Origin of the sequence: Mycobacterium sp., assembly GCF_019247615.1 — a bacterium.
In the GTDB taxonomy this organism is placed as follows: Bacteria; Actinomycetota; Actinomycetes; order Mycobacteriales; family Mycobacteriaceae; genus Mycobacterium.
On record NZ_JAFBAT010000213.1, the window covers coordinates 1 to 22,674 of the forward strand.

20 protein-coding genes and 1 pseudogene are annotated in these 22,674 nt (G+C 66.1%); 10 read left to right on the forward strand and 11 right to left on the reverse strand.

The window, feature by feature from the left end:
• A partial coding sequence (locus JO059_RS14680) for a TOBE-like domain-containing protein (protein WP_293319902.1) occupies window positions 1-1,042 on the forward strand: 1,042 nt, incomplete at its 5' end.
• Between the two features lie 18 nt (window positions 1,043-1,060).
• On the opposite strand, the gene JO059_RS14685 is transcribed toward JO059_RS14680, so the two are convergent.
• Together JO059_RS14685 and JO059_RS14690 are read right to left on the reverse strand one after the other, a co-directional pair.
• Window positions 1,061-2,959 carry a gamma-glutamyltransferase family protein gene (locus JO059_RS14685; protein WP_293319936.1) on the reverse strand — a complete coding sequence of 633 codons (1,899 nt, stop codon included), beginning with the start codon at window positions 2,957-2,959 and terminating at the stop codon, window positions 1,061-1,063.
• A 73-nt stretch (window positions 2,960-3,032) separates the two neighbouring features.
• Window positions 3,033-3,548, reverse strand: a complete 516-nt coding sequence (locus JO059_RS14690) for a hypothetical protein (protein WP_293319904.1) — start codon at window positions 3,546-3,548, stop codon at window positions 3,033-3,035.
• On the opposite strand from JO059_RS14690, the gene JO059_RS14695 reads away from it, so the two are divergent.
• Window positions 3,537-3,689, forward strand: coding sequence for a hypothetical protein (locus tag JO059_RS14695; protein WP_293319906.1), 153 nt, complete (start codon window positions 3,537-3,539; stop codon window positions 3,687-3,689). The genes JO059_RS14690 and JO059_RS14695 overlap by 12 nt on opposite strands.
• Before the next feature lie 12 nt (window positions 3,690-3,701).
• Here the strand turns inward: JO059_RS14695 and JO059_RS14700 are convergent, their stop codons facing one another.
• The 4 genes from JO059_RS14700 to JO059_RS22965 all read right to left on the reverse strand — a co-directional run bounded on the left by JO059_RS14700 (window position 3,702) and on the right by JO059_RS22965 (window position 7,073).
• The gene (locus tag JO059_RS14700; protein ID WP_293319908.1) at window positions 3,702-4,460 is read right to left on the reverse strand and encodes a sirohydrochlorin chelatase; all 759 of its coding nucleotides are present in this window, start codon (window positions 4,458-4,460) and stop codon (window positions 3,702-3,704) included.
• Window positions 4,439-5,182, reverse strand: a complete 744-nt coding sequence (locus JO059_RS14705) for a phosphoadenylyl-sulfate reductase (protein ID WP_293319910.1) — start codon at window positions 5,180-5,182, stop codon at window positions 4,439-4,441. The genes JO059_RS14700 and JO059_RS14705 overlap by 22 nt, the downstream gene beginning before the upstream one ends.
• Window positions 5,179-6,858: a nitrite/sulfite reductase gene (locus JO059_RS14710; protein ID WP_293319912.1), complete on the reverse strand. Its 1,680-nt coding sequence runs from the start codon at window positions 6,856-6,858 to the stop codon at window positions 5,179-5,181. The genes JO059_RS14705 and JO059_RS14710 overlap by 4 nt, the downstream gene beginning before the upstream one ends.
• A 113-nt stretch (window positions 6,859-6,971) precedes the next feature.
• Entirely contained in the window at window positions 6,972-7,073 is a 102-nt protein-coding gene (locus JO059_RS22965; RefSeq protein ID WP_366516213.1) for an Ms4527A family Cys-rich leader peptide, read from the reverse strand.
• A gap of 120 nt (window positions 7,074-7,193) precedes the next feature.
• On the opposite strand from JO059_RS22965, the gene hemW reads away from it, so the two are divergent.
• Window positions 7,194-8,366, forward strand: a complete 1,173-nt coding sequence (gene hemW / locus JO059_RS14715) for a radical SAM family heme chaperone HemW (RefSeq protein WP_293319914.1) — start codon at window positions 7,194-7,196, stop codon at window positions 8,364-8,366.
• Window positions 8,367-8,370: 4 nt separating this feature from the next.
• Here hemW and JO059_RS14720 read toward each other — a convergent pair whose 3' ends face one another.
• Together JO059_RS14720 and JO059_RS14725 are read right to left on the reverse strand one after the other, a co-directional pair.
• Window positions 8,371-10,158 carry a SulP family inorganic anion transporter gene (locus tag JO059_RS14720; protein ID WP_293319916.1) on the reverse strand — a complete coding sequence of 596 codons (1,788 nt, stop codon included), beginning with the start codon at window positions 10,156-10,158 and terminating at the stop codon, window positions 8,371-8,373.
• A 427-nt stretch (window positions 10,159-10,585) separates the two neighbouring features.
• Window positions 10,586-11,821 (reverse strand): sodium-dependent bicarbonate transport family permease, encoded by a 1,236-nt coding sequence (locus JO059_RS14725; RefSeq protein ID WP_293319918.1) that lies wholly within the window; start codon window positions 11,819-11,821, stop codon window positions 10,586-10,588.
• A 593-nt stretch (window positions 11,822-12,414) separates the two neighbouring features.
• Between JO059_RS14725 and JO059_RS14730 the strand changes: the two genes are divergently transcribed.
• From JO059_RS14730 to JO059_RS14740, 3 genes are all read left to right on the forward strand, one after another.
• Window positions 12,415-13,431, forward strand: coding sequence for an acyl-ACP desaturase (locus JO059_RS14730; RefSeq protein WP_293319938.1), 1,017 nt, complete (start codon window positions 12,415-12,417; stop codon window positions 13,429-13,431).
• Between the two features lie 474 nt (window positions 13,432-13,905).
• Window positions 13,906-15,567: a PPE family protein gene (locus JO059_RS14735; RefSeq protein ID WP_293319920.1), complete on the forward strand. Its 1,662-nt coding sequence runs from the start codon at window positions 13,906-13,908 to the stop codon at window positions 15,565-15,567.
• Between the two features lie 182 nt (window positions 15,568-15,749).
• A complete protein-coding gene (locus JO059_RS14740; RefSeq protein ID WP_293319922.1) occupies window positions 15,750-16,277 on the forward strand; it encodes a hypothetical protein in 528 nt (175 codons plus the stop codon).
• A 38-nt stretch (window positions 16,278-16,315) separates the two neighbouring features.
• Here the strand turns inward: JO059_RS14740 and JO059_RS14745 are convergent, their stop codons facing one another.
• From JO059_RS14745 to JO059_RS14755, 3 genes are all read right to left on the reverse strand, one after another.
• On the reverse strand, window positions 16,316-17,194 hold the full coding sequence (locus tag JO059_RS14745) for a sigma-70 family RNA polymerase sigma factor (RefSeq protein WP_293319924.1): 879 nt from the start codon (window positions 17,192-17,194) through the stop codon (window positions 16,316-16,318).
• The gene (locus JO059_RS14750) at window positions 17,191-17,799 is read right to left on the reverse strand and encodes a carboxymuconolactone decarboxylase family protein (RefSeq protein WP_293319926.1); all 609 of its coding nucleotides are present in this window, start codon (window positions 17,797-17,799) and stop codon (window positions 17,191-17,193) included. The genes JO059_RS14745 and JO059_RS14750 overlap by 4 nt, the downstream gene beginning before the upstream one ends.
• A 77-nt stretch (window positions 17,800-17,876) precedes the next feature.
• Window positions 17,877-18,191 (reverse strand): type II toxin-antitoxin system VapB family antitoxin, encoded by a 315-nt coding sequence (locus JO059_RS14755; RefSeq protein ID WP_293319928.1) that lies wholly within the window; start codon window positions 18,189-18,191, stop codon window positions 17,877-17,879.
• A 115-nt stretch (window positions 18,192-18,306) separates the two neighbouring features.
• On the opposite strand from JO059_RS14755, the gene hrcA reads away from it, so the two are divergent.
• The 4 genes and pseudogenes from hrcA to JO059_RS14775 form a co-directional block, all read left to right on the forward strand.
• A complete protein-coding gene (hrcA, locus tag JO059_RS14760; protein WP_293319930.1) occupies window positions 18,307-19,350 on the forward strand; it encodes a heat-inducible transcriptional repressor HrcA in 1,044 nt (347 codons plus the stop codon).
• Between the two features lie 54 nt (window positions 19,351-19,404).
• A complete protein-coding gene (gene dnaJ, locus JO059_RS14765) occupies window positions 19,405-20,550 on the forward strand; it encodes a molecular chaperone DnaJ (protein ID WP_293319932.1) in 1,146 nt (381 codons plus the stop codon).
• 20 nt (window positions 20,551-20,570) lie between these two features.
• Window positions 20,571-21,380 carry a 16S rRNA (uracil(1498)-N(3))-methyltransferase gene (locus JO059_RS14770; protein WP_293319934.1) on the forward strand — a complete coding sequence of 270 codons (810 nt, stop codon included), beginning with the start codon at window positions 20,571-20,573 and terminating at the stop codon, window positions 21,378-21,380.
• A gap of 39 nt (window positions 21,381-21,419) precedes the next feature.
• A pseudogene (locus JO059_RS14775) lies at window positions 21,420-22,127 on the forward strand (PhoH family protein); the annotation flags it as partial.
• Between the last annotated feature and the right edge of the window lie 547 nt (window positions 22,128-22,674).

Here is a 22,674-nt window from a genome sequence, read left to right on the forward strand (position 1 = left end):
GGACGCGTACAAGCACTACGGCGACTTCGTCGCCCTCGACCATGTCGACTTCGTCGTCCCCACCGGCTCGCTCACGGCGCTGCTGGGCCCGAGCGGTTCGGGCAAGTCGACGTTGTTGCGGGCCATCGCCGGGCTGGATCAGCCCGATAGCGGGACCATCACGATCAACGGCCGCGATGTCACCCGGGTGCCGCCGCAACGCCGCGGGATCGGATTCGTATTCCAACACTATGCGGCGTTCAAGCACCTGACAGTTCGCGACAACGTGGCATACGGATTGAAGATCCGCAAGCGGCCCAAGACGGAGATCAAGGAGAAGGTCGACAACCTCCTGGAAGTGGTGGGACTGAGCGGATTTCAATCGCGATACCCCAACCAGCTCTCCGGCGGGCAGCGTCAGCGGATGGCGCTGGCCCGTGCCCTGGCCGTCGACCCGGAAGTGCTGCTGCTCGACGAGCCCTTCGGAGCGCTGGACGCCAAGGTCCGCGAAGACCTGCGGGCCTGGCTTCGTCGCCTGCACGACGAGGTGCATGTCACCACGGTGCTGGTCACCCACGACCAGCAGGAGGCACTGGATGTGGCCGACCGGATCGCAGTGCTCAACAAGGGCCGCATCGAGCAGGTCGGATCCCCGACCGAGGTTTACGACACCCCGGCCAGCACGTTCGTGATGTCCTTCTTGGGTGCGGTGTCCGAGCTGAACGGCGCCCTCGTCCGCCCGCACGACATCCGGGTCGGTCGCAAACCGGACATGGCGGTCGCCGGTGGGGACGGCACCGCGGACTCGATCGGCGTCGTGCGTGCGACGGTCGATCGGGTGGTGGCGCTGGGGTTTGAAGTGCGCGTGGAGTTGACCAGCGCCGCGACCGGCAGCCCGTTCACCGCGCAGATCACGCGCGGTGACGCCGAGGCGCTGGCCTTGCGGGACGGCGACACGGTGTACGTGCGCGCAACTCGGGTGCCGCCTATTCCGAACGACGCAGCGGTTCCCCGGGGGAGGGCCGGCGCCGACGAAGATCAGGACACGCTGACGTCCGCTTGAGTCATGCGGAGGCCCGCGTCAAGGGATGTCGCCCATCACCAGACCGTCGCGGCGCGGGTCGGCGCCCCCGATCCACGCCGGCGGGCTGCGAGTTATCGCCGAGAGCCCGCTGGACTGGGCGGTCAGGTTGACCTGATGCCCCAGTGCGCGCAGGCCCTGCACCAGCGGGTCGTGGTCGCCGTTGTCGGCCGCGTTGATTTCCGGATCCTCACCGCCGACATTGGTGTGCGGTGAGTTGTCGGCGCCGAAATCCACCAGGGACACCGCCTGCTGCGGGTTAAGCCCCCAGTCCAGCATCGCCACAAGCGTTTTCACGACGAACTGAATGATCGTGGAACCGCCGGGCGAGCCGGTCACCGCGTACAGCGCCCCTCGGCCAGCGGGCGATGACTCGAACACCAGCGTGGGAGACATGGAGCTTCGCGGTCGTTTCCCGGGCTGAATCCGGTTGGCCACCAACGATCCGTCGGCCGCGCGGGGCTCGGCGGCGAAATCGGTGAGCTGGTTGTTCAGGACGAATCCATCCACCATATGAAAAGAGCCGAACGGCGACTCGACCGTCGTCGTGAACGACGCCGCATCGCCGTACGAGTCGATGATGCTGATGTGGCTGGTGCCATGCTCGGCGCCGGCTGGTGCGACGTCCCCGGGCATGCCGAAGTCTCCCGGCTTTGCGGTCCCCATGCTGCGCTGCGGCGTGATCAGCGCGGCGCGCCCGGACAGGTAACCCGGGTCTAGCAGCGCGGCCAGGGAGCCGCCCGGCGGCGCGACGAAATCGGCGTCGGCGACATACTTGTCCCGGTCGGCGTAGGCCAGCCGCTCGGCCTCCGAAATCAGGTGCACACCCAGCACGCTCGGGCGACCGCCGTTGAGGTCGACGTTCGTGGGTGGGTAGTCACCCATCGGGAAATGCTCGAGGATTCCGAGCGTGGCTGCCACCGCGACGCCACCCGACGATGGCGTGGGCATGCCACAGATCTGCCGGCCGCGATACGACGTGCACACCGCCTCGCGTCGCTTGGCCAGGTAGCCCGCCAGGTCCTCCTTAGTCATCAGGCTGGGCGTGCGGCCACCGGAGGCATCGCCCGCGTCCGCGACGATGTCGTGCGCGATATCGCCGGTGTAGAAGGCGTCGGCGCCTGCGGATGCGATGGTGGACAAGGTCTTTGAATACGCGGGGGCGACCAGGTGCGCCCCCGCCGCCCTGGGGCTGCCATCGGGATTGAGGAAGTAGCCGCGGGCTTGTGGGTCGCCGCTCAATTGCGTCGCCGAGTCCGCGATAGCTGCGGCCATCCGCGCGCTGATATCGAAACCGTTGTCGGCCAGAGCGATCGCCGGAGCGAACAGGTCACGCCAAGGCGTGCGACCGTGATCATCGTGCACGAGCTGGAGCATCCGCACAATCCCCGGAACTCCGATCGACCGTCCCGAGGCCCGGGCATCGGGTCTGGGTGCAGCGTGATCGGCGTCGTTGATCCAGCGAAGGTAATTCTCGCCTGCCCCCGCGGGGGCGACCTCGCGTCCGTCGTAGGCCTGCACCGTCCCGGCGCGCGCGTCGAAATAGACCGCGAATCCGCCACCGCCGAGCCCCGAGGATTGCGGTTCGACCAAACCAAGCACCGTCTGCGCAACCACCATCGCGTCGGCGGCCGTGCCCCCGTCACGCAATACCCGGCAGGCCGCCTGCGTCGACAGTGGATTGGCCGTGGCCACCGCGTAGTGGGCCGTCCGCACGGCTGTCATGCCGCTGCGGTAGCCGATCGCGACCTCGGGGTTCTTGGCAGTATTCCTCGGCGAAGGGGCGGCCGACACCGACGACGTGTTGGGCACGGGCGTGCCATTACTCACGATGTCGCATGGGCCGGCGGGACGGGGCGCAGCAACATGGTCGGCGGTACATCCCGCCAGTGCGAGCATCAGCACGGCGAGCGAGACCCGAATTCGCAAAGGCGTGTTCAAGACACGAAGTGTAGCGGATCACCGCGGCGAATCAGGCGGCAATGCCGTCGGACTTCAGCTCGTCAGCGAGCGAGCGTAAGCGGCTCACCACGGCGACCGCTGTACAGCTCGTGCGTTTCCGGAGCGTCGCTGACGCTGCCGTCTGCGGATAATATGTTGTGGTGAAACGGATTTGAAATGCCGGCAAGCGGCGCATGCGGCGCAGGGGCCGCGCCGGGCTTTGGTTGTGGCCTTCGTCCAGCTCATGCCGCCAGCCGTCACCACGCGTCGAAGTCGCGGCTTTCCACCTTGCGAAATGAGCGTGGCCGCGGGTCTTTCGACCCGGCAAGTTCGTTCCTTGCAGGGCCTCGCCGCAGCGCAGCAAGATGCCGGTGACGACGACGGCCAGCAAAACCCGATTGCCTTTACGGGCACGACCCTCAGGTGTAGCGTCATCGTTGTTCAATCGGTTCGGCGGGACGCAGGCGTCCGGGGCCGAGTGAATGGGTTTGTCCAGGCCCTTCGCGGCCGGGACTCGCGGCACGAGGAGGTCGTCATGGCCGCCCATGACACGTCCCACAAGGTGCTCGAGCGCGAAAAGCGCGAGCGCATGGAGCAGATCGAAGCAATACTGCGCCGGCTCAACCCGGAGCTGACTGACGAGCAGCTGGCAGAGATGATGAGGCAGTTTCGCCAGCTGTCCAGTTGACAGACTGCTCGATCAGGCCGCCAACGGCCGGACTCCTGATCTGCGCGCGGAATCGAAGCGGTCCAGCGCCGTCTCCGCCACCAGCCGGTGTGCTCCGAGCGGTTCCGCCATCTGGATCCCCCCGTCGTGCGCGAAACGCCGCACTCGGTCAGGCAGCCGGCCCGGCGCCAGGAACCAGGGCGCGATGACCACCCGGCGGGCACCTCGCCGGTGTAAGGCGTCGGCGGCCGCGGCGAGCGAAGGTTCCGGACCTGTCACGAACGCGGTCGTCGCACACGCCCATTGGGTGCCCGCGGTCAGCTCGGGCGCAATTCGCTCGGTGCGGGCGTTGGCCTTCGGGTCCGATGACCCGATCGCGACCACGAGCACGCCGAGCCGGTCGTCGAGCTGGGAGGAACCCAGCTCCAGGACCCGTCGACGCAACAGCGAGACCAGCCGTCGATCCTCACCGAGCACCTCCGCCTGCCGCACGTCGATGCCCCGCTGGGCGGCACCGGACTCCGCTATTTGGCGCGGGATGTCGACGCGGGCGTGGTAGGCGTTCGCCAGCAGCAACGGGGTGACCACCGCTTCGCCGGCCGAGCCCGGCAGGCCGGTGAGCACATCGACCAGGTTGGGCATGTTGAGCTCGCAGAAAGCCAGCCGCACGTCCAGGCTGGGGCGCATCTGCGAGACCCGATCAACGACGGTCCGCGCGTTGGCCGCCGACCGCGCGTCCCTGCTCCCGTGGGCGGTCAGCACGAGTGTCGTCACGACGCGTGCAACCCGCATTCCGTCTTGGCCAGTCCCTGCCAGCGGCCGCTTCGGAGGTCGGCGCCCTCGATCGGTTTGGCCGTGCAGGGAGCGCAGCCGATCGACGGATACCCTTCGTACACAAGGGGATTGACCAGCACGTCGTGCTCGGCAATGTAGTCCTGCATGTCCTGGTCGGTCCAGGCCGCCAGTGGGTTGATCTTCACCAGCTTGAACGCCTCGTCGAAGCTGATCAGCGCGGCGTTGGCGCGAGTGGGGGCCTCCACCCGGCGCAGTCCGGTCACCCAGGCGGAGTAGCCGCGCAGCGCCTTGCCCAGCGGTGCGACCTTGCGCAACCGGCAGCACTCACCGGGGTCACGGGCAAACAGGTCCTTGCCCAGCAGCTTGTCCTGCTCGGCTACCGTGTGCTCCGGGGTCACATTGAGGACGCGGATGTCGTAGACCGATTCGATCGCGTCCCGGGTGCCGATGGTTTCCACGAAGTGGTAACCGGTGTCCAGGAAGACCACCGGCACGCCCGGGCGCACCTTGGCGGCCAAGTCGACCAGCACGGCGTCCTGCATGTTGGAGGCCACGACGTAATTGCAGGTCGCCCACCCGCGCGGCCCGTTGACCCCGCCGAAGTTCTCGTCGGCCCAGCGGAGCAGTTCGATGGCGCTGGCGCCCTCGAGTTCCGCCGCGCCACGGGCGGCCAGCTCACGCAGTTCGGCTTCCGTCCGTTGTTTCGGTTCGCCGCTCAACGCAGGTCTCCTTCCTCGGCGCGTAGAACCCACTGCGCGAAGCGCTCACCCTCGGCCCGGTGTTTGACGAAATTGCGCACCACTCGTTCGATGTAGTCGCCCAGCTCGTCGCTGGTTACCTTGTGCTGCCGCAGCTTTCGGCCGAAGCCGCTGTCCAGTCCGAGGCTGCCACCCAGGTGCACCTGGAACCCCTCGACGGAACCGCCATGACCATCGTCGACCATCTGGCCCTTGAACCCGATGTCGGCGACCTGAATCCGCGCACATGAATTCGGGCAGCCGTTGATGTTGACGGTGATGGGCACGTCCAGCCGAGCGTTGATGTCCTCGAGTCGACGCTCCAGTTCGGGCACCAATTCTTGTGCCCTGCCCCTGGTTTCGGCGAACGACAACTTGCAGAATTCGATCCCGGTGCATGCCATGAGATTTCGGCGCCAATGGGACGGGCGGGTTCGCAACCCGAGCGCCTCGACGCCGGAGATCAGATCGTCGAGCTTGTCGTCGGGGACGTCGAGCATGACCAGCTTCTGGTACGGGGTGAATCGGATTCGGTCCGAACCGGCCCGCTGGGCCAGGTCGGCCACCGCGGTGAGGATGGTGCCGGACACTCGTCCGGCTATCGGGGAAACCCCAACCGCGTTGAGCCCGTTCTTGAGCCGTTGCACCCCGATGTGATCGATCGGATGCTTGACCGGCTCGGGGGCCGGACCGTCGATCAGGGGACGCTTGAGGTACTCCGTTTCGAGGACCTCCCGGAATTTCTCGATGCCCCAGTCCTTGATCAAAAACTTCAGCCGCGCCTTGGACCGCAGCCGCCGGTAGCCGTAGTCGCGGAACACCGAGGTCACCGCCGCCCACACCTCGGGTACCTCGTTCAGCGGGACCCAGGCGCCGACCCGCTGGGCCAGCATCGGGTTGGTGGACAAGCCACCGCCGACCCACAGGTCCAGGCCGGGGCCGTGCTGGGGGTGATTGACGCCAATGAACGCGATGTCGTTGATCTCATGGGCGACGTCCTGCAGGCCAGAGATGGCGGTCTTGTATTTGCGTGGCAGGTCGGCGAAGTCGGGTTTGCCGATGTAGCGGCGAACGATCTCTTGGATCGCCCATGTGGGGTCGAGCACCTCGTCGAGCGACTCGCCGGCCAACGGTGAGCCGAGGATGACACGCGGGCAGTCGCCGCACGCCTCGGCGGTCTGCAATTCGACCTCGTCGAGCCGCCGCCAGATTTCGGGGACGTTCTCCACCTCGATCCAGTGCATCTGCAGGTTTTGTCGGTCGGAGATGTCGGCGGTGTCTCGCGCGAACTCGGTCGAGAGCTGGCCCAGCGTGCGCAGCGCGACGGTCGAAAGTGCGCCGCCGTCGCAGCGCACCCGCATCATGAAGTATTTCGCCTCGAGCAGGTCGGCGTTCTCGTCGCCGGTGAACGACCCGTCGTAGCCCTGCTCGCGCTGGGTGTAAAGCCCCCACCACCGGAATCGGCCCCGCAGGTCCGATTTGTCGATGCTGTTGAATCCGGACTTGGCGTACACGTCTTCGATGCGTTGACGCACTTCGAGCGGCGCGCCGGCCTGCTTCATTTCTTCGTTCGGGTTGAGCGGTTGGCGATCTCCCAGCGCCCACTGTCCTTCGCTGCGGGCCTTGTTTTGGGACCCGGCGGGACGGGCTGTCGTCATTCGGGGCTTCTCCTTCGCGGACGTTGCAGGCAAGGACGTATGACTCACCGGTTTTATTTCGGCGGCGCAGATCCGACAGCCAGCTGAACGTACAGGTGGGCGGGTCTACGACATCAAGGCCGACAGCAACAACTGCAGACGCGCTTGAGATCGATATGCCGCCGCATCACCAGCGCGAGGCGCCAGGGGGAATGGGCGGCGATCACGGGGCCCATTGTGCCATGGATCGGCGCAGGCGACGTCACCAGGCCGGATTTGCTCTCACGGTGATTAGAACTGCGGCGATTAAGACGACGGCCCGGTCCCCGGGTGATTGGTCATGCCATCATTTGAACATGACCGTTAGCGAGGCATCGGCCGAGCTGCCCACCGTGCGGCCGGTACCTGGGCGGCCGTTCGGGTTGTACGTGCATGTCCCGTTCTGCATCACACGCTGCGGGTACTGCGACTTCAACACCTACACGCCGGCCGAACTGGGTGGTGTGAACCCGGATGCCTGGCTGGACGCGCTGGGCATCGAGCTCGAACTGGCGGCCGCGCGGTTGGACGGGTCGACGGTCAACACGGTGTTTGTCGGCGGAGGGACGCCGTCGCTGCTGGGCGGCAAGCGCGTGGCCAGGCTGCTGGGCATGGTGCGGGCACACTTTGAGCTCGCTCCGGAGGCGGAGATCACCACCGAGGCCAACCCGGAGTCCGCATGGCCGGACTTCTTTTCGACGATTCGCCAGGCGGGCTACACGCGGGTGTCGCTGGGCATGCAATCGGTGTCACCGCGGGTGCTCGGGGTCCTCGATCGCGTGCACACGCCGAACCGGTCCGCAGCCGCTGCCCGCGAGGCGTTAGGAGAGGGCTTCGAGCACGTTAGCCTCGACCTGATCTACGGAACGCCGGGGGAGTCCGACGACGATCTTTTGCGCTCCGTCGAGACCGCGGTCGACACCGGCGTCGACCACGTGTCCGCGTACGCCCTGGTCGTGGAGGAGGGCACGGCGCTGGCGCGGCGAGTCCGGCGGGGCGAACTGGCCGCTCCCGACGATGACGTGCTGGCCCACCGCTACGAGTTGGTCGACGCCATGCTGTCCGATGCCGGGCTGAGCTGGTACGAGGTGTCCAACTGGTGCCGACCGGGTGGTGAGTGCCGGCACAACCTCGGCTACTGGGACGGCGGCCAGTGGTGGGGTGCGGGGCCGGGGGCGCACAGCTACGTCGGCGCTACCCGCTGGTGGAATGTCAAGCACCCCAACGCCTATGCCGGGTTGCTGACCGGCGGCGGGCTGCCGGTATCCGGTTTCGAGCAGCTCGACTCCGCTGCGCTGCACACCGAAGACGTGATGTTGAGAATCCGCCTGCGACAAGGCCTTTCGCTGGACCGATTGGACGATGCGGAGCGCGAACGCGCCGGCGACGTGGTGGCTGATGGTTTGCTCGCGCGCGAGGGCGACAGGCTGGTCCTCACGCCGCGGGGCAGGCTGCTGGCCGATGCTGTGGTGCGCACGCTGCTGGGGTAGTGCGTCAGTCCGTTGGTTGTGGGGCCCCCAACTCGCCTACGCTGGCCAGGGCGATACGCGTGCTCGTCTCGTGCTTGGACAACGGGCGCATGTTGTCCCACCCCTCAATCACCAGTCTCGGGCTCTGATCTTGGCCGCTGAATTCTTCCAGGAAATGACCGAGGGACTCACCCGTCGTGTGATCGACCAGCGGCACCCGGGAGCTCAGGTGGAGATGCACTGCCTGGGTATCGTGCGGAAGTTGCCCCAGCTCCCGAAGCACGTGGAACAAGTTGAAACATACCAGGGGTCCATCCAAATACAGGTGGTAGGTTCTGTCGTCGAACCGGCGCTGGGACACCGGATTACGGAAGAGACTGAGGAAGCGGGCCACCAGGTTCGGCCCGGCGAGTTCCGAGCCGCACCTCAGGTTGTGCCAAAGGCCCACGTACCACAGGTTCAATAGCAACTCCAGGACGACGCCGGCGAGGATGCCCATGAGGAGATCCGTCGTCACGGTCACGAGCACTGTCGCCGCGAAGACGATGAACTGCTCGGTTCCCACCCGTGCGACGTTGCGCCACACCGAGGGCTTACACAGCTTGTATCCGATGAACACGAGAATGGCGGCCAGGACGGTCAGCGGAACCATGTTGATCAGCTCGCGACCGAGCAGCAGGAACGTCAGCAGGAAGCAAGCGTTGTAGAAGTTGGCCCACTGGGTTCGCCCGCCCCCCAAGATATTCGCCGTGCTCTTGACGATGCCGGGGATGATCGTCAAGCCACCCAGCACGCTCGAGGCGACATTGGAGACGCCCATGGCAAGCAAGGTCCGGTCGGGGTCGGACCGACGGCGGTAGACATCGATCTTGTCCACGGCCGTGATGGTCGCCAGGGACTCGGTCCCGTCGATCAAGAGCAGGGTGAGTACCACGTAGACGAGGGGGAGTAGCAGTTCGGGGTGGGCGAACGCAGCACCGAAGTGGGGGAAGACGATGCCGTGCTTGAGCGAACCCGGCACGTTGATCAGGTAACGCTTATCCAACTTCAGGATGAATGTGCTGACGACCGTGCCGACGATGAACACCCACACGGGAGGGGGGACGACCTTCAGCAGCCGGCCGGGAAAGATGGCGAGCAGGAAAAGCACTGCCAGGCAACCAATTCCGAGGACGAACACCTCGTGGTTCATCGACGCGATGTGGCGGGGCACTTCGCCGAGGATCGCCCAGAAATCGTGGGCCTCGAACTTCACGCCCATGAAGAGTGGGATTTGCTTGGCGATGATCATCAGGCCGATCGCGGCCAGCATTCCCTGGATGGCCGCGGCCGGGAAGATCGCGCTGAACCGGGCGACCTTCAACTTGGCAAGGATGACCTGCAGTACACCCACGATGGCGATGGCCACCAAGACCAACGGATATCCCACGGCGAGCACCTCGGATTGCGAGGCGCCGTGGCCCAGGCGGACGTGTCCCAGTGCGACGATGCCGGCGAACAGGGCCGGCGCCAGCCCCGCGGCGGGGCCGCTGATGGTCACATAGGAGCCGCCGAGGAACGGCAGGACGAAACCCGCGATGATCGCCGACAGGATCCCGCAGATCGGCGGCGCCCCGGAGGTGATCGCGATGCCCATCGAGAACGGGAGCGAGATCATGGCCACCGCGAAACCCGAGCGCAGGTCATAACGCCAATGTTTAAGTCCCGCAAGGCCATTGCGGGGCTTCTCGGTCCGAGTGGGGAGAGTGTCTGGCGCGCGCGAGGCCCGCTCGACGCCGGCTCGAGACGGGCGTGGATTCAGCTTGGAAACCATCGGGGCCTCGCTGTTCGGTCCGGCGATGAGGGTGCGAGCAATTGGTGCGCGGTGCAAGCACGCATCAGCAGCGGTTGGGGATTCACACGGAAAGCCTGGGGACTCACACGATCTCCGTCAACGGAGCTACACCGTCTTTACGAACAATTAACAGATTACGAACAGCTCACAACAGAACTCTGACAAGCTCCGACCCACCGGCGAGGCGCTGGGCACTGATTTTCGGACGCTCGTTGGCCGGCGTCGCATCTCGACGGCGCGGTTTGGATAGCGCAGTCGTTTCGGGAGATAACCGCGAATAAGTCTGCATTCCAATGTGTTTCGTGAGTGCTGACCGACGCTCGCGCACCGGCGAGCCCGCCGCGATCGGAACACCGACCCCGGCGGGCTAACGTCATTTCGGCGGGGTTTCGTCCGCCTCACAACGCTAGAACCAGTGCGAGACCAATCGGTTGATCTCGATGTACAAGGGGATTCCGATCGTCACGTTGTACGAAAACGTGAGACCGAGCGACGCGGCTAGCGGCAGGGTCGGGCTCGCCTCCGGGATGGCCAGCCGCTGGACGGCTGGAACGGCGATGTAAGACGCCGCGCCGCACAGCACCGCGAACAGGATGTAGGTTCCCGGCTTGAAGTCGGCGTGAGTGGCCGATGAGTACATGTGGGCGACGATAATCCCCAGCGGCGCGAAGATATTGGGCGCCAGCAAGGCGAAGAGGATGAAGCCCGGCCCGGCCGTCCGCAGATCCCGCAGTTTGCGCGAGGCCGTCATCCCCATCTCGAGCAGGAATAGGCACAGCACGCCCTGGAAGGCCATGACGAAAAACTTGTCGTCGTCCGCAACGACCTTTTGTCCCTGCAGGCCGCTGATGAGCCCGATGGTGATGCCGCCGATGAGGAGGACCAGGCCCGGGTTGAGGAACACTTCCTGCAGGAGCTCCCGGGAGAACATGGGCATCCCCCGCTTACCCTTCGGGCGGGGTGGGTTCTGGTCGGGTTCCCAGTCCGGATGGTCGAGCTTTTCCATCGAGAGCTCCAGCTCCTGCTCGATTCCTCGTTCGCGCTCGGCCTCGAGGCTCTGGCCATGCTGCGGCTTCGCCGCCGCGCCGGGCCCGACGGCGGCTTTAAGAGGCGGGGTGTACCCGGGCTCGTCGGGCATGTTCCCTGCCGCGTCCATGTTCCGGTGCCGCAGCAGCGCCACAAAGTACAGCGCCACCAGGCAGCCCGGAATCTCCATGACGGCCAGCATGACGGGCATGTAGGCGTTGAAGGCGATGTTGACGGCGCCCAGAAATGCCACGCAGGTGGCAAATGTCCCCGCCGAATCCGATCCGTAATAGCCGGCGACCGTGGCCCGGTCGACCCTTCTCAGGGAAGTCAGCCAACTCATGAGCGCGTAGGCGATAGCCCCGATCAGGAAGTTCAGGATGAAGCCCAGCACCATGAAGCCGACGATGACCCAGATGCCGGTGTTGATCTTGGCAAGCTCTTCGCCACCGTGCCAGCCGATCGCCAGTAGCAGGTACATCGTCAGGCCCTGATAGATGACGTAGGGAAACTCGAATCGCACCTTCAGAATGGGAATCAGGAACCCAAAGTAGAAAAACAACAGCAGCGGCTTGAATAGGTTGTGGGTGAAGTTGTGCCAGAACTCCTGCAGCATTTGTTGCCTCTCGTGAGCGATTAGGTGATCGGGGGAAGCATCGTCCGCACGCGGCAGGGCACGGCCACCCCGATGATCGTGCAAGAATCTAACCGCGCCGCTGCGGGGCCGCCACTCAAAGAACGCCGTGGAAACCCACGCTTAACGTGGACGCGCCGCAATTGGTGTTTTGCGTCAAAGGCAGAGGTCATAGCGGTGCTGGTAGGGACGCATAAGGTGCGACAAGCGTGAATTCGCTGTGACTTTTCTGACGGTTCGCTGTTAGTTTCGGCGTGGCTGTAGATGACCGCGCGACGCCTTCATGTGTCGAACATGTTAAACGACGGGGATTGCGGTGAGGTTGCGTTCGTAAGCGGCCGCGCCATCGTTATGTCCCGGTCCCGGACGAGCAATCTTCGGCCGTTCACAAATGCGGTTTGCAGGCAGCTTTTAACCCTCTCGACGCCACTGGAGTGGCGCCCCTGGGGGAGCTCCCCGGCGGGCGTAGGGACTTTCGGCCCTAGTTCGGGAGTGTTCCGCATGTCACCTTGATGTAACCGCACGACACAGATACATTGCCGTTACTGACAGAAACACATAACTGGGAGGACTTGGTGTCCAAGGACCTGACCAATCTGCAGCTACTCCATGAGCTGGAGCCTGTGGTCGAGCGCTTACTGAACCGCCACTTGTCGATGTTCAAGGAATGGAATCCCCACGACTACGTCCCGTGGTCCGAGGGCAAGAACTTCTACGCTCTGGACGGCCGCGACTGGGAGCCCGGTCAAAGCCGGCTGTCCGACGTGGCGCTGGTCGCGATGGTGCAGAACCTGCTGACAGAGGACAACTTGCCCTCGTATCACCGTGAGATCGCGATGAACTTCACCATGGACGGTCCCTGGGGGCAGTGGGTGAATCGGTGGACCGCCGAGGAGAACCGACACAGCACGGCGCTGCGCGACTACCTGGTGGTGACCCGCGCGGTCGATCCGGTCGAGCTGGAGAAGCTGCGCATGGAGCAAATGACGCGTGGCTTCAGTCCGGGCCAGAATCATCAGGGCGATATGTTTGCTGACAGCCTCTTCGATTCGGTCATGTACGTATCCTTCCAGGAGCTGGCAACCCGCGTCGCGCACCGCAACACGGGCAAGGCCTGCGATGACACGCTCGCAGAGCAGTTGATGGCCAGGGTGTCGCACGACGAAAACCTGCACATGATCTTCTACCGGGACGTCAGCGCCGCCGGGCTGGACATTGCGCCCAATCAGGCGATGCAATCGGTGCACAAGATCCTGCGCAACTTCAAGATGCCTGGATTCACTGTGCCGGAGTTTCGGCGCAAGGCCGTCATCATCGCGGTCGGGGGCGTCTACGACCCGCGCATACATCTCAACGAGGTTGTCATGCCGGTGCTGCGAAAGTGGCGCATCTTTGAGCGCGAAGACTTCACCGGCGAGGCCGCGCGCATGCGCGACGACCTCGCCGTGCTGATCAAAGAGCTCGAAGTGGCGAGCGACAAGTTCGACGAGTCCAAACAACGCTACCTCGAACGCGAGGCCCGCAAGACCGAAAAGATCACGGCCAGCAAGGTGCTCAGCACAGCGGGGACCCTGACCCTCAGCGGACGGTAGCGGGCGACAAATCGGGCCTCCCAAACGGTTTCTTCGCCACTGCCGATGTGTGGTCGGCCGGACAGTGCGGAAGCGCGGCACGGCGGCCGGCAGCACGCGCGCACAGTTGCGGTTTAGGGCTGCTTGGTACGGGTACAGACGTCGCGAGCGTGGCGCCAGCCGCAGATGTGCCCGACTTCCGCGGCGGTGCCGCGCTCCTTGCTTAGCCCGGAACCTGCCGGGAGCGCGGCCCCCGTACCCTCCTTGCGCTAGCCGGCGTCTGTGCCCGCGGCCGCCGGTGCGGCTGGGCGTCCTCGACAAGTTAGGTTAACCAATGCTAACTTCAGCCGGGTAACGAGAGGTCGGGGACGGGGGTTCGCAAGGCGTGGGCAATTGCGAAATCCGCATGCTATCGGCCGGGGCCGGGGTCGACGAGTCGGCCGCCACACGCGCGATCGGTGACGGGGCGACGCCGCATCGAACGGGCCGCGGCTTATGACGGCGCCCGTCTGGATGGCCGCACCGCCCGAGGTGCATTCGGCGTTGCTCAGCAGCGGCCCGGGGCCGGGGCCCTTGCTCGCGGCGGCGGGGGCATGGAACTCGTTGAGCACCGAATACACGGCGGTGGCCGAGCAGCTCGCCGCGGTGCTGGCCGACGTTCAAGCGGGGGCATGGCAGGGACCAAGCGCCGAGGCCTATGCGGCCGCGCATGTGCCATATCTGGCGTGGTTGATGCAGGCCGGCGTCAACAGTGCCGCTGCGGCCGCCCAGCACGAGGCCGCTGCAGCGGCCTACTCGGCCGCACTGGCGGCCATGCCCACCCTGGCCGAGCTGGCCACCAACCACATCGTGCACGGGGTGCTGGTGGCGACCAATTTCTTCGGGGTCAACACGATCCCGATTGCGCTCAACGAGGCTGACTACATGCGGATGTGGATCCAAGCCGCCACCACGATGAGCGGCTATGAAGCGGTCTCCGGCACGGCCGTGGCGTCGGCGCCACAGGCCACCCCTGCGCCGGCGATCGCCAACCCGTTCTCGATCTGGCGCGACTCGTTGACCAGCGGCATCGAGACCGTCCGGCGGGTTGTCCAAGACGCGTCAACCTTGAACCCGTACGACGTGGTGTCGTCGTTGCTCAACGTGATTCAAAATTTCAGCTTCTCCGCCTTCCTGCAGGATCCGGTGGGCTACACCCAGGGGATCGTCGAGTCCTTCGTGAATCAGTTCCCCCTGCTGTCCGACCTGTACTTCGGGTTCGGACAGGACCACCTTTTTGAGTTGCTGACCGACCCCGTGGGGTTTGTGCAAAACATCATCGACAAATTCCTGGCGAATCCGTTGTTGCTGGTGACGAATCCGTTCCTGCTGGTTCTGAGCCCCGACGATTTCCCTTCCATCGCCTACAGCGTGTTTTCCCCGTTCATCCCGGCCGCCGCTACCGCGGGGGCTGCGGGCGGCCTCGCGGGGCTGGCCGGGTTGAGCGAACTGACCGCGCTGCAGACACCCGCCGTCGCGCCGGCGCTGGCACCCGTCGCGGCTGCGCCCGCCGAATTGCCGACCGCCGGAATGGCTCCGACCGTCGTTGCGTCGACCGCCGCAGCCCCTGCGGCGGCCCCCGCGCCCGGGCCGGCCCCGGCTCCTGCCCCGACGGCGAGCGCTGGCGCCAGTGCCGCGCCGCCGCCCGCGCCGCCGGCCGCGGGCGGGGCGGGATTCTTCCCTCCCTACGCGGTGGGGCCTCCAGGCATTGGGTTCGGCTCCGGGCTGAGCGCCAGCGCGAGCTCCTCGGCCAAAAGGAAGGCGCAGCAGCCGGATGCCGCCGTTGCGGCGGCCGTGGCGGCCGCGCGGGATCAGGCCCGGGCGCGGCGGCGCCGGCGCGCAAAGCAGCGCGACTACGGCGATGAATTCCTCGATATGGATGTCGAGGTCGATCCCGAGTGGGGCACGCCGGGCGATAGGGAATCAGTCCCGTCCGCCGTGGCCTCCGATCTCGGCGCGGGAACCCTGGGGTTCGCCGGCACGGCATCGAGAGACACGGCCCGGGCCACTGGCTTGGCCAGCCTCTCCGGTGACGAGTTCGGCGGCGGGCCGAGAATGCCGATGCTGCCGAAAACCTGGGATCCCGAAGCGCGCGAGGCGGACCCCGAAGACACCTGAATGCGAGCGGCCGGCCGAATACCGCGGCGGCCCCGACCCGGTCGCGCCTTCCTTCCAGCCGGCGAAAACCTGCCATGCCCTGCCGGCCTGGCCCGTGCTCGTAACGTGATCGCCTCGCAACGCGAAACAATAGCCACAGAAGGCACAGTGACATCATCCATACCTGGAAGTGGGGGGACACCATGAGAACCGTCAAATCCGTTGCCGTCGCCGTGGCGGCGTTCGCCGCCATCGGAGGCGCTGCCGCAGTCGCGACATCAATCGCGACTTTCAGCGGCCCTACCGCTGTGCGACTTTCCGCGGTCGGGGCGCCGTCCGGACCGGCGCTGCCGCTGAATCCGCCGCCCGCTCCCGCACCCGGTGCCGACGTCCCGACGGTCGCTCAGCTGACCACCCTGCTGAACAGCCTGGCCGACCCGAGCGTTTCGTTCGCGGACAAGGGCAACATGGTCGAGGGCGGCATCAGCGGAATGGAAGCGCACATGGCCGACCGCCAGCTGAAGAAGGCCGCCAAGAACGGCGATCTGCCGTTGGCGTTCAACATCACGAACGTCCAACCGGCTGCGCCCGGTTCGGCCACGGCCGACGTGGCGGTGTCGGGTCCCAAGCTTCCCAACCCGGTGACGCAGAACGTCACGTTCGTCAACCAGGGCGGGTGGGTCTTGTCGCGGGCATCGGCGATGGAATTGTTGCAGGCCGCCGGACACTGACTCGCCGGCCCAGAAGCGCATCGGCGGGGCGGGGCGGGCTAACCAGCCACCGCACTCAGGTCGATCCGCGCGATGCGCTCGGGGTCGGCCAGCACGTCGATCGCAGCGATGCGCCCGCGGCGGACGACGAATCCCATGATCGCGCTTGCCCGGTCGGCGACGAAGATCACCGCGCCCGCCGCACCATTGATGGTCGCATTACGCACCTCTCGCTCGGGTCCCGCGAAGCTTCGGGCCACCCTGGCGACAGCGGACGCGCCGTCGGCGCGGAATCCAGCGGCACCCCGACCCAGCTCACCGCGCAACACGACGTCGGGTTGCAGCACCGACACCAGTCGATCGAAGTCGCCCGCTCGGCCCGCGGCGAAAAATGCGTCGACGGCTTCTCGCTGGGCGACGTAGTTGCGGTCGGGGACAGGATCGGCCTGTTCGATGCGCCGGCGTGCCCGGCTGGCCAGCTTGCGCGTCGCGGCCGGAGTGCGGTCGACGAGGGGAGCGATCTCGTCGAAGGGGACGGCGAACACATCGTGCAGTACGAAGGCCAGCCGCTCATCTGGTGGCAGCGTATTCAGCACCACGAACAGCGCCAGCCCAACGGCGTCCGCCAGCATCGCGCGGTGTTCGGGATCGAATTCCCCCTCGGCATCGACGATCGGATCGGGCAGCTGCCCGACCAGCTCCTCCCGGCCGCGTCCATGACGGTCGCGCAAGATGTTGAGGCAGATGCGGGCCACCACGCTGGTCAGCCAGGCGTCGAGGTTGGCGATCTGGCAATCGGTGCGGCTCAGCCGCAGCCACGCTTCCTGCACTGCGTCTTGGGCATCGTCGACCGAGCCCAGCATGCGGTAGGCGATCGCAGCCAGCCGGGGCCGCGCAACGTCGAAGCGCTTGGAGAGCAGTTCATCTCGCGTCGTCACGCGCGACCGGTTCTGGGCAGAGCGCAGACCCGGTTGCCGGAAAATCCGGACGATCGGATGTCGAGTGCGATATTGAACCGGGCGCGCAGGTTGCCCAGCGTGATGACGTGGGTGAGCCCGACGAGCTGGGGTGTGTCGAAGTGGGCACGCAGCGCATCGAAGAGCTGGTCACTCACCTCGACCGGGGTGAGGCTGATGGCGGTGGCGTAGTCCAGGATCAGCTTGTCGAGCTCGGAGAAGCATGACGCGTTCCGGTAACCGGCCTGGTCTTTCGACAGCGCCAGCAGTTCTTCGTCGGTGAATCCCCACTGGCGGGCGATCTGCGAACCCAGGTCGATGCAGTACTCGCAGCCGACCGTGGTCGCCGCCTTCAGCTCGGCCAGCGCGCGGTGGCGCGGGCTGAGGATGTCCAATTTCGACTCGGCCTGCTCGAGCCGACCGTATGCGTTCAGCAACCGGGGGATGTGCGCATACATCCGCAGCGGTTCGAGCATCCCGGCGGTCCGGAGGCCGGTCATCTTCGCCAGCTTGCGCCGGGTGAAAAAGAAGGCGATCTTGGCGCCCGGGCCGGCATCGTGGTCGGAGACTCCTTGAAGGCGAGGCATGCGGTCCTCCTCGAACGTGGTCCTTTACTACGTCGACACCCGGCGGGCCTCAAACGTGACCGCAGCGCCCGAGCGAGCTACGTCTGCTGGCTCAACGGCATATCCATGTCGAACACCCTGGCGTGCAACACCGTGCGATTCCGCAGCGCGGCGCGCACCGCCCGGTGCAGGCCGTCCTCGAGATAGGTGATCCCCCTCCACCGCACGGCGTGCGGGAAGAGGTCGCCGTAGAAGGTGGAGTCCTCGGACAGCAACCGGTCCAGCGCCAGCACGGTCGTTGTCGTGACCAACTCGTCGAGCCGGATCTGCTGGGGCGGTATCTGCGACCAGTCCTTGTAGGACAGACCGTGATCGGGATAAGGCTTGCCCTCGCGCACGCCCTTGAAAATCATCGGCGCGCCGTCTCGGACGTGCGGGGGGAGTCGCCTCGGCCCGACGAGTACATGCTGGACAGATTAGTACCCCGGCACACTTTAAAATGGACGCGATCAAGGAGGTGGGGGCGGTATGGCGAGTGCCGACGAGCGTCGCTTCGAGGTGCTGCGGGCCATCGTCGCCGATTTCGTGGCCACCAAGGAACCGATCGGCTCCAAGACCCTGGTCGAGCGCCACAACCTGGGCGTGTCGCCCGCCACCATCCGCAACGACATGGCCGTGCTGGAGGCGGAGGGCTACATCGCCCAGCCACACACCAGCTCCGGACGCGTGCCCACCGAGAAGGGCTACCGCGAATTCGTTGACCGGCTCGCCGATGTCAAGCCGCTGTCGACGGCGGAGCGGACGGCAATTCAAAGCTTTTTGGAGTCGGGTGTCGACCTCGACGATGTGCTGCGGCGCGCGGTGCGACTGCTGGCACAACTGACCCGTCAGGTGGCGGTGGTGCAGTATCCGACATTGTCGACGTCGACCGTTCGGCACCTGGAAGTGATCGGCCTGACACCGGCCCGGCTGCTGATGGTCGTCATCACCGATTCCGGGCGCGTGGACCAGCGGATCGTCGAACTCGGCGACGTCATCGACGACCATCAACTCTCCCAGTTGCGGGAGATCCTTGGTCAGGCGCTGGTGGGCAAGAAGCTTGGCGCGGCGTCCACCGCCGTTGCCGACCTCGCCGGGGAACTGTACGGGCGCAGCGGCCTGGCGACCAGCCTGAGCGACGCCGTGGGCCGTTCCGCGACGATATTGCTCGAGTCGTTGGTGGAGCACACCGAGGAACGCCTGCTGATGGGCGGGACCGCCAATTTGACCCGCAATGCCGCGGATTTCGGGGGTTCCCTGCGGTCGATCTTGGAGGCCCTTGAAGAGCAGGTGGTGGTGCTGAGGTTGCTGGCGGCTCAACAGGAGGCCGGCAAGGTGACGGTCCGCATCGGGCACGAGACGGCCTCCGAACAGATGGCGGGCACCTCGATGGTGTCCACCGCCTACGGCACTTTCGATACCGTGTACGGCGGGATGGGTGTGCTGGGGCCCACTCGGATGGACTATCCGGGAACTATCGCCAGCGTGGCTGCGGTTGCTCTTTATATCGGCGAAGTTCTGGGTGCCCGATGACTGCGCACCCTGGGGACGTAACGCGGCCTTAAAGAGGTCAGGGAAGGTCAGGGCGTGGCACGCGATTATTACGGGCTGCTCGGAGTGAGCAGAAACGCCAGCGATGGGGACATCAAGCGCGCATACCGCAAGCTGGCGCGCGAGTTGCATCCCGACGTCAATCCCGATGAGGCCGCGCAGGCGAAGTTCAAGGAAATCAGCGCGGCGTACGAGGTGCTGAGCGACCCGGAGAAACGCCGGATCGTCGACTTGGGCGGGGATCCGTTGGAAAACGCAGCCGCATCGGCCGCCGGGTTCGGCGGCTTCGGCGGTCTGGGCGATGTGTTCGAGGCCTTCTTCGGCGGCGGTTTCAGCGGAGCCGGGACGTCACGCGGTCCCATCGGTCGAGTTCGGCCCGGATCGGACTCCCTGCTGCGGATGCGGCTGGATCTCGAGGAGTGCGCGACCGGCGTAACCAAGCAGGTCACCGTCGACACCGCGGTGTTGTGCGACCGATGCCAGGGCAAGGGCACCAACGGCGACTCGGTGCCGGTCCCGTGCGATACCTGTGGCGGGCGCGGCGAGGTGCAGACCGTGCAGCGCTCGCTGCTGGGTCAGATGGTCACCTCGCGGCCGTGCCCCACCTGCCGGGGCGTTGGAACCGTGATCCCCGACCCGTGCCACCAGTGCATGGGCGACGGTCGGGTGCGGGCCCGCCGCGAGATCAGCGTGAAGATTCCGGCCGGCGTCGCCGAGGGCATGCGCGTCCGCCTCGCCGCGCAGGGTGAGGTCGGGCCCGGGGGCGGGCCGGCCGGCGACCTCTACGTCGAGGTGCATGAGCAGGCCCACGACATCTTCGTGCGCGAGGGCGACGACTTGCACTGCACGGTTTCCGTGCCGATGGTCGATGCGGCGCTGGGCGCCACCATCTCGGTCGATGCCATCCTGGACGGCAAGAGCGAGATCACCATTCCGCCCGGCACGCAGCCCGGTTCGGTCATCACACTGCGTGGCCACGGGATGCCGCACCTGCGGTCGGGCGTGCGCGGTGATCTGCATGTCCACGTCGAAGTGTTGGTGCCCACCAGGCTCGACCACCACGACGCCGAATTGCTGCGGCAGCTTAAAGAGCGCCGCAGCCGGGATGCGCCAGAGGTCCGTTCGACGCACGCCGGCGGCGGACTGTTCAGTCGGCTTCGCGAGACCTTCACCGGGCGCTGATTGCTTCAGGTGCCGCGCAGATGGTGGCGACGCTCTTCTACGTAGACGCACTGCCCGATGCGGGTGCGCTCGCCGTCGTCGAGGGCGACGAAGGTTTTCACGCCGCCACGGTGCGCCGCATCCGGGCCGGGGAGCGCCTGGTGCTCGGGGACGGCTCTGGCGGGCTCGCCGGCTGTGAGGTCGAGCGCGCCGGGCGCGATGGATTGCACGCGCGGGTGTTGGAGCGCTGGACCGTGGCGCCGGGGCGCCCGGCGGTGACGGTGGTGCAAGCGCTGCCGAAGTCCGAGCGCTCCGAGTTGGCCGTCGAATTGGCCACCGAGGCCGGCGCCGACGCGTTCCTGGCGTGGCAGGCCGCCCGCTGCGTGGCCAGCTGGGAAGGCGCCCGGGTGGACAAGGGCCTGCGCCGGTGGCGCGCCGTCGCCCGCTCGGCGGCCCGGCAATCGCGACGGGCGTATATCCCGCCAGTCGAGGGCGTGGTATCCACTGCGACGCTGGTCGAGCGTGTGCGAGAGGAAGCGGCGGCCGGGGCTTTGGCGTTGGCTTTGCACGAGTCGGCGACCGACGGGATTGCGGATACCCGCGTGGCACATGTTGATTCGTTGTTGTTGCTGGTCGGTCCGGAAGGCGGCATCGCGCCGGACGAGCTGGCCGCATTGACCGATGCGGGCGCGGTTCCCGTCCGGCTCGGTCCCCAGGTGCTGCGGACGTCGACGGCGGCCGCAGTGGCGCTGGGCGCGCTGGGGGTGCTCACCCCGCGCTGGGATGCCGCGACGGAATGCGGGTATCCATGCCGAGGCGAACCGTTGGGACAGGCCCCTGACCAGCGCTAGACTGACAATCCAGAATCCATCGAACATCAGAAGGCAGGCATCGACAACCACGTGACGCCCCGCGAAACTAGCGCTGCTGACGCCCAGGTTCGCAGCAGCATCGATGTTCCGCCCGATCTCGTCGTGGGCCTGCTCGGTTCTGCAGACGAAAACCTGCGCGCTCTCGAACGCATTCTGAATGCCTACCTGCATGTGCGTGGCAATGCCGTCACCATCTCCGGCGAGCCGGCCGACGTCGCGCTGGCGGAGCGGGTGATCTCCGAGCTGGTCGCCATTGTGGGCAGCGGCCAGCCGATGACACCGGAGGTGGTGCGCCACAGCGTCGCGATGCTGGTAGGCACCGGCAATGAGTCACCGGCCGAGGTGCTCACCCTGGATATCCTGTCGCGCCGGGGTCACACGATCCGACCCAAGACGCTCAATCAGAAGCGCTACGTCGACGCCATCGACGCCAACACGATCGTCTTCGGGGTGGGCCCGGCCGGCACCGGGAAGACGTATCTGGCCATGGCCAAGGCCGTCCATGCGCTGCAGACCAAGCGGGTGAGCCGGATCATCTTGACGCGCCCCGCGGTGGAAGCCGGTGAGCGCCTTGGCTTTTTGCCGGGCACGCTGAGTGAAAAGATCGATCCCTACCTGCGGCCGCTGTATGACGCGCTGTACGACATGATGGACGCCGAACTGATCCCAAAGTTGATGTCCGCCGGCGTAATTGAGGTTGCGCCGTTGGCATACATGCGGGGTCGGGCGCAACCGGTATTCACAAAGGTATTGACTCCCAATGGTTTCCGGCCGATCGGTGAACTACAAGTCGGTGAATTCGTTATCGGTTCCGATGGGCGTCCGACGGAAGTTTTGGGCGTCTATCCGCAGGGCTTCAAGGAGATCTACCGGGTCTACACCCAGGACGGGTCCTCAACCCTTGCTTCGGGTGACCATCTCTGGTCGGTGTACACGCGTGCGGACAGGTTGCGCGGCAAGCCTGCGCGCGTGCTGCAGACCAAGGAGATGATCGGTAACCTCCGCGCGGCGCACTACCACCGCTACGAGTTACCGCTGTTGAGCAGCCCGGTGCGCTTTGCCGCACGTCCGGTGCCCCTCGATCCGTACGCCCTCGGTCTCTTGCTCGGTGACGGCTGTGTGACGTGTACGACGACACCGAGTTTCGCGACGACTGATGAGGAACTTGTTGCCTCGTTGGGACGGTTGATACCTGGGTTCATTCCCATCGACTACCTGTTCAACTCAACCGATGTGCGGCTGGCGGTGCTGCAGGGTCTCTTGGACTCGGATG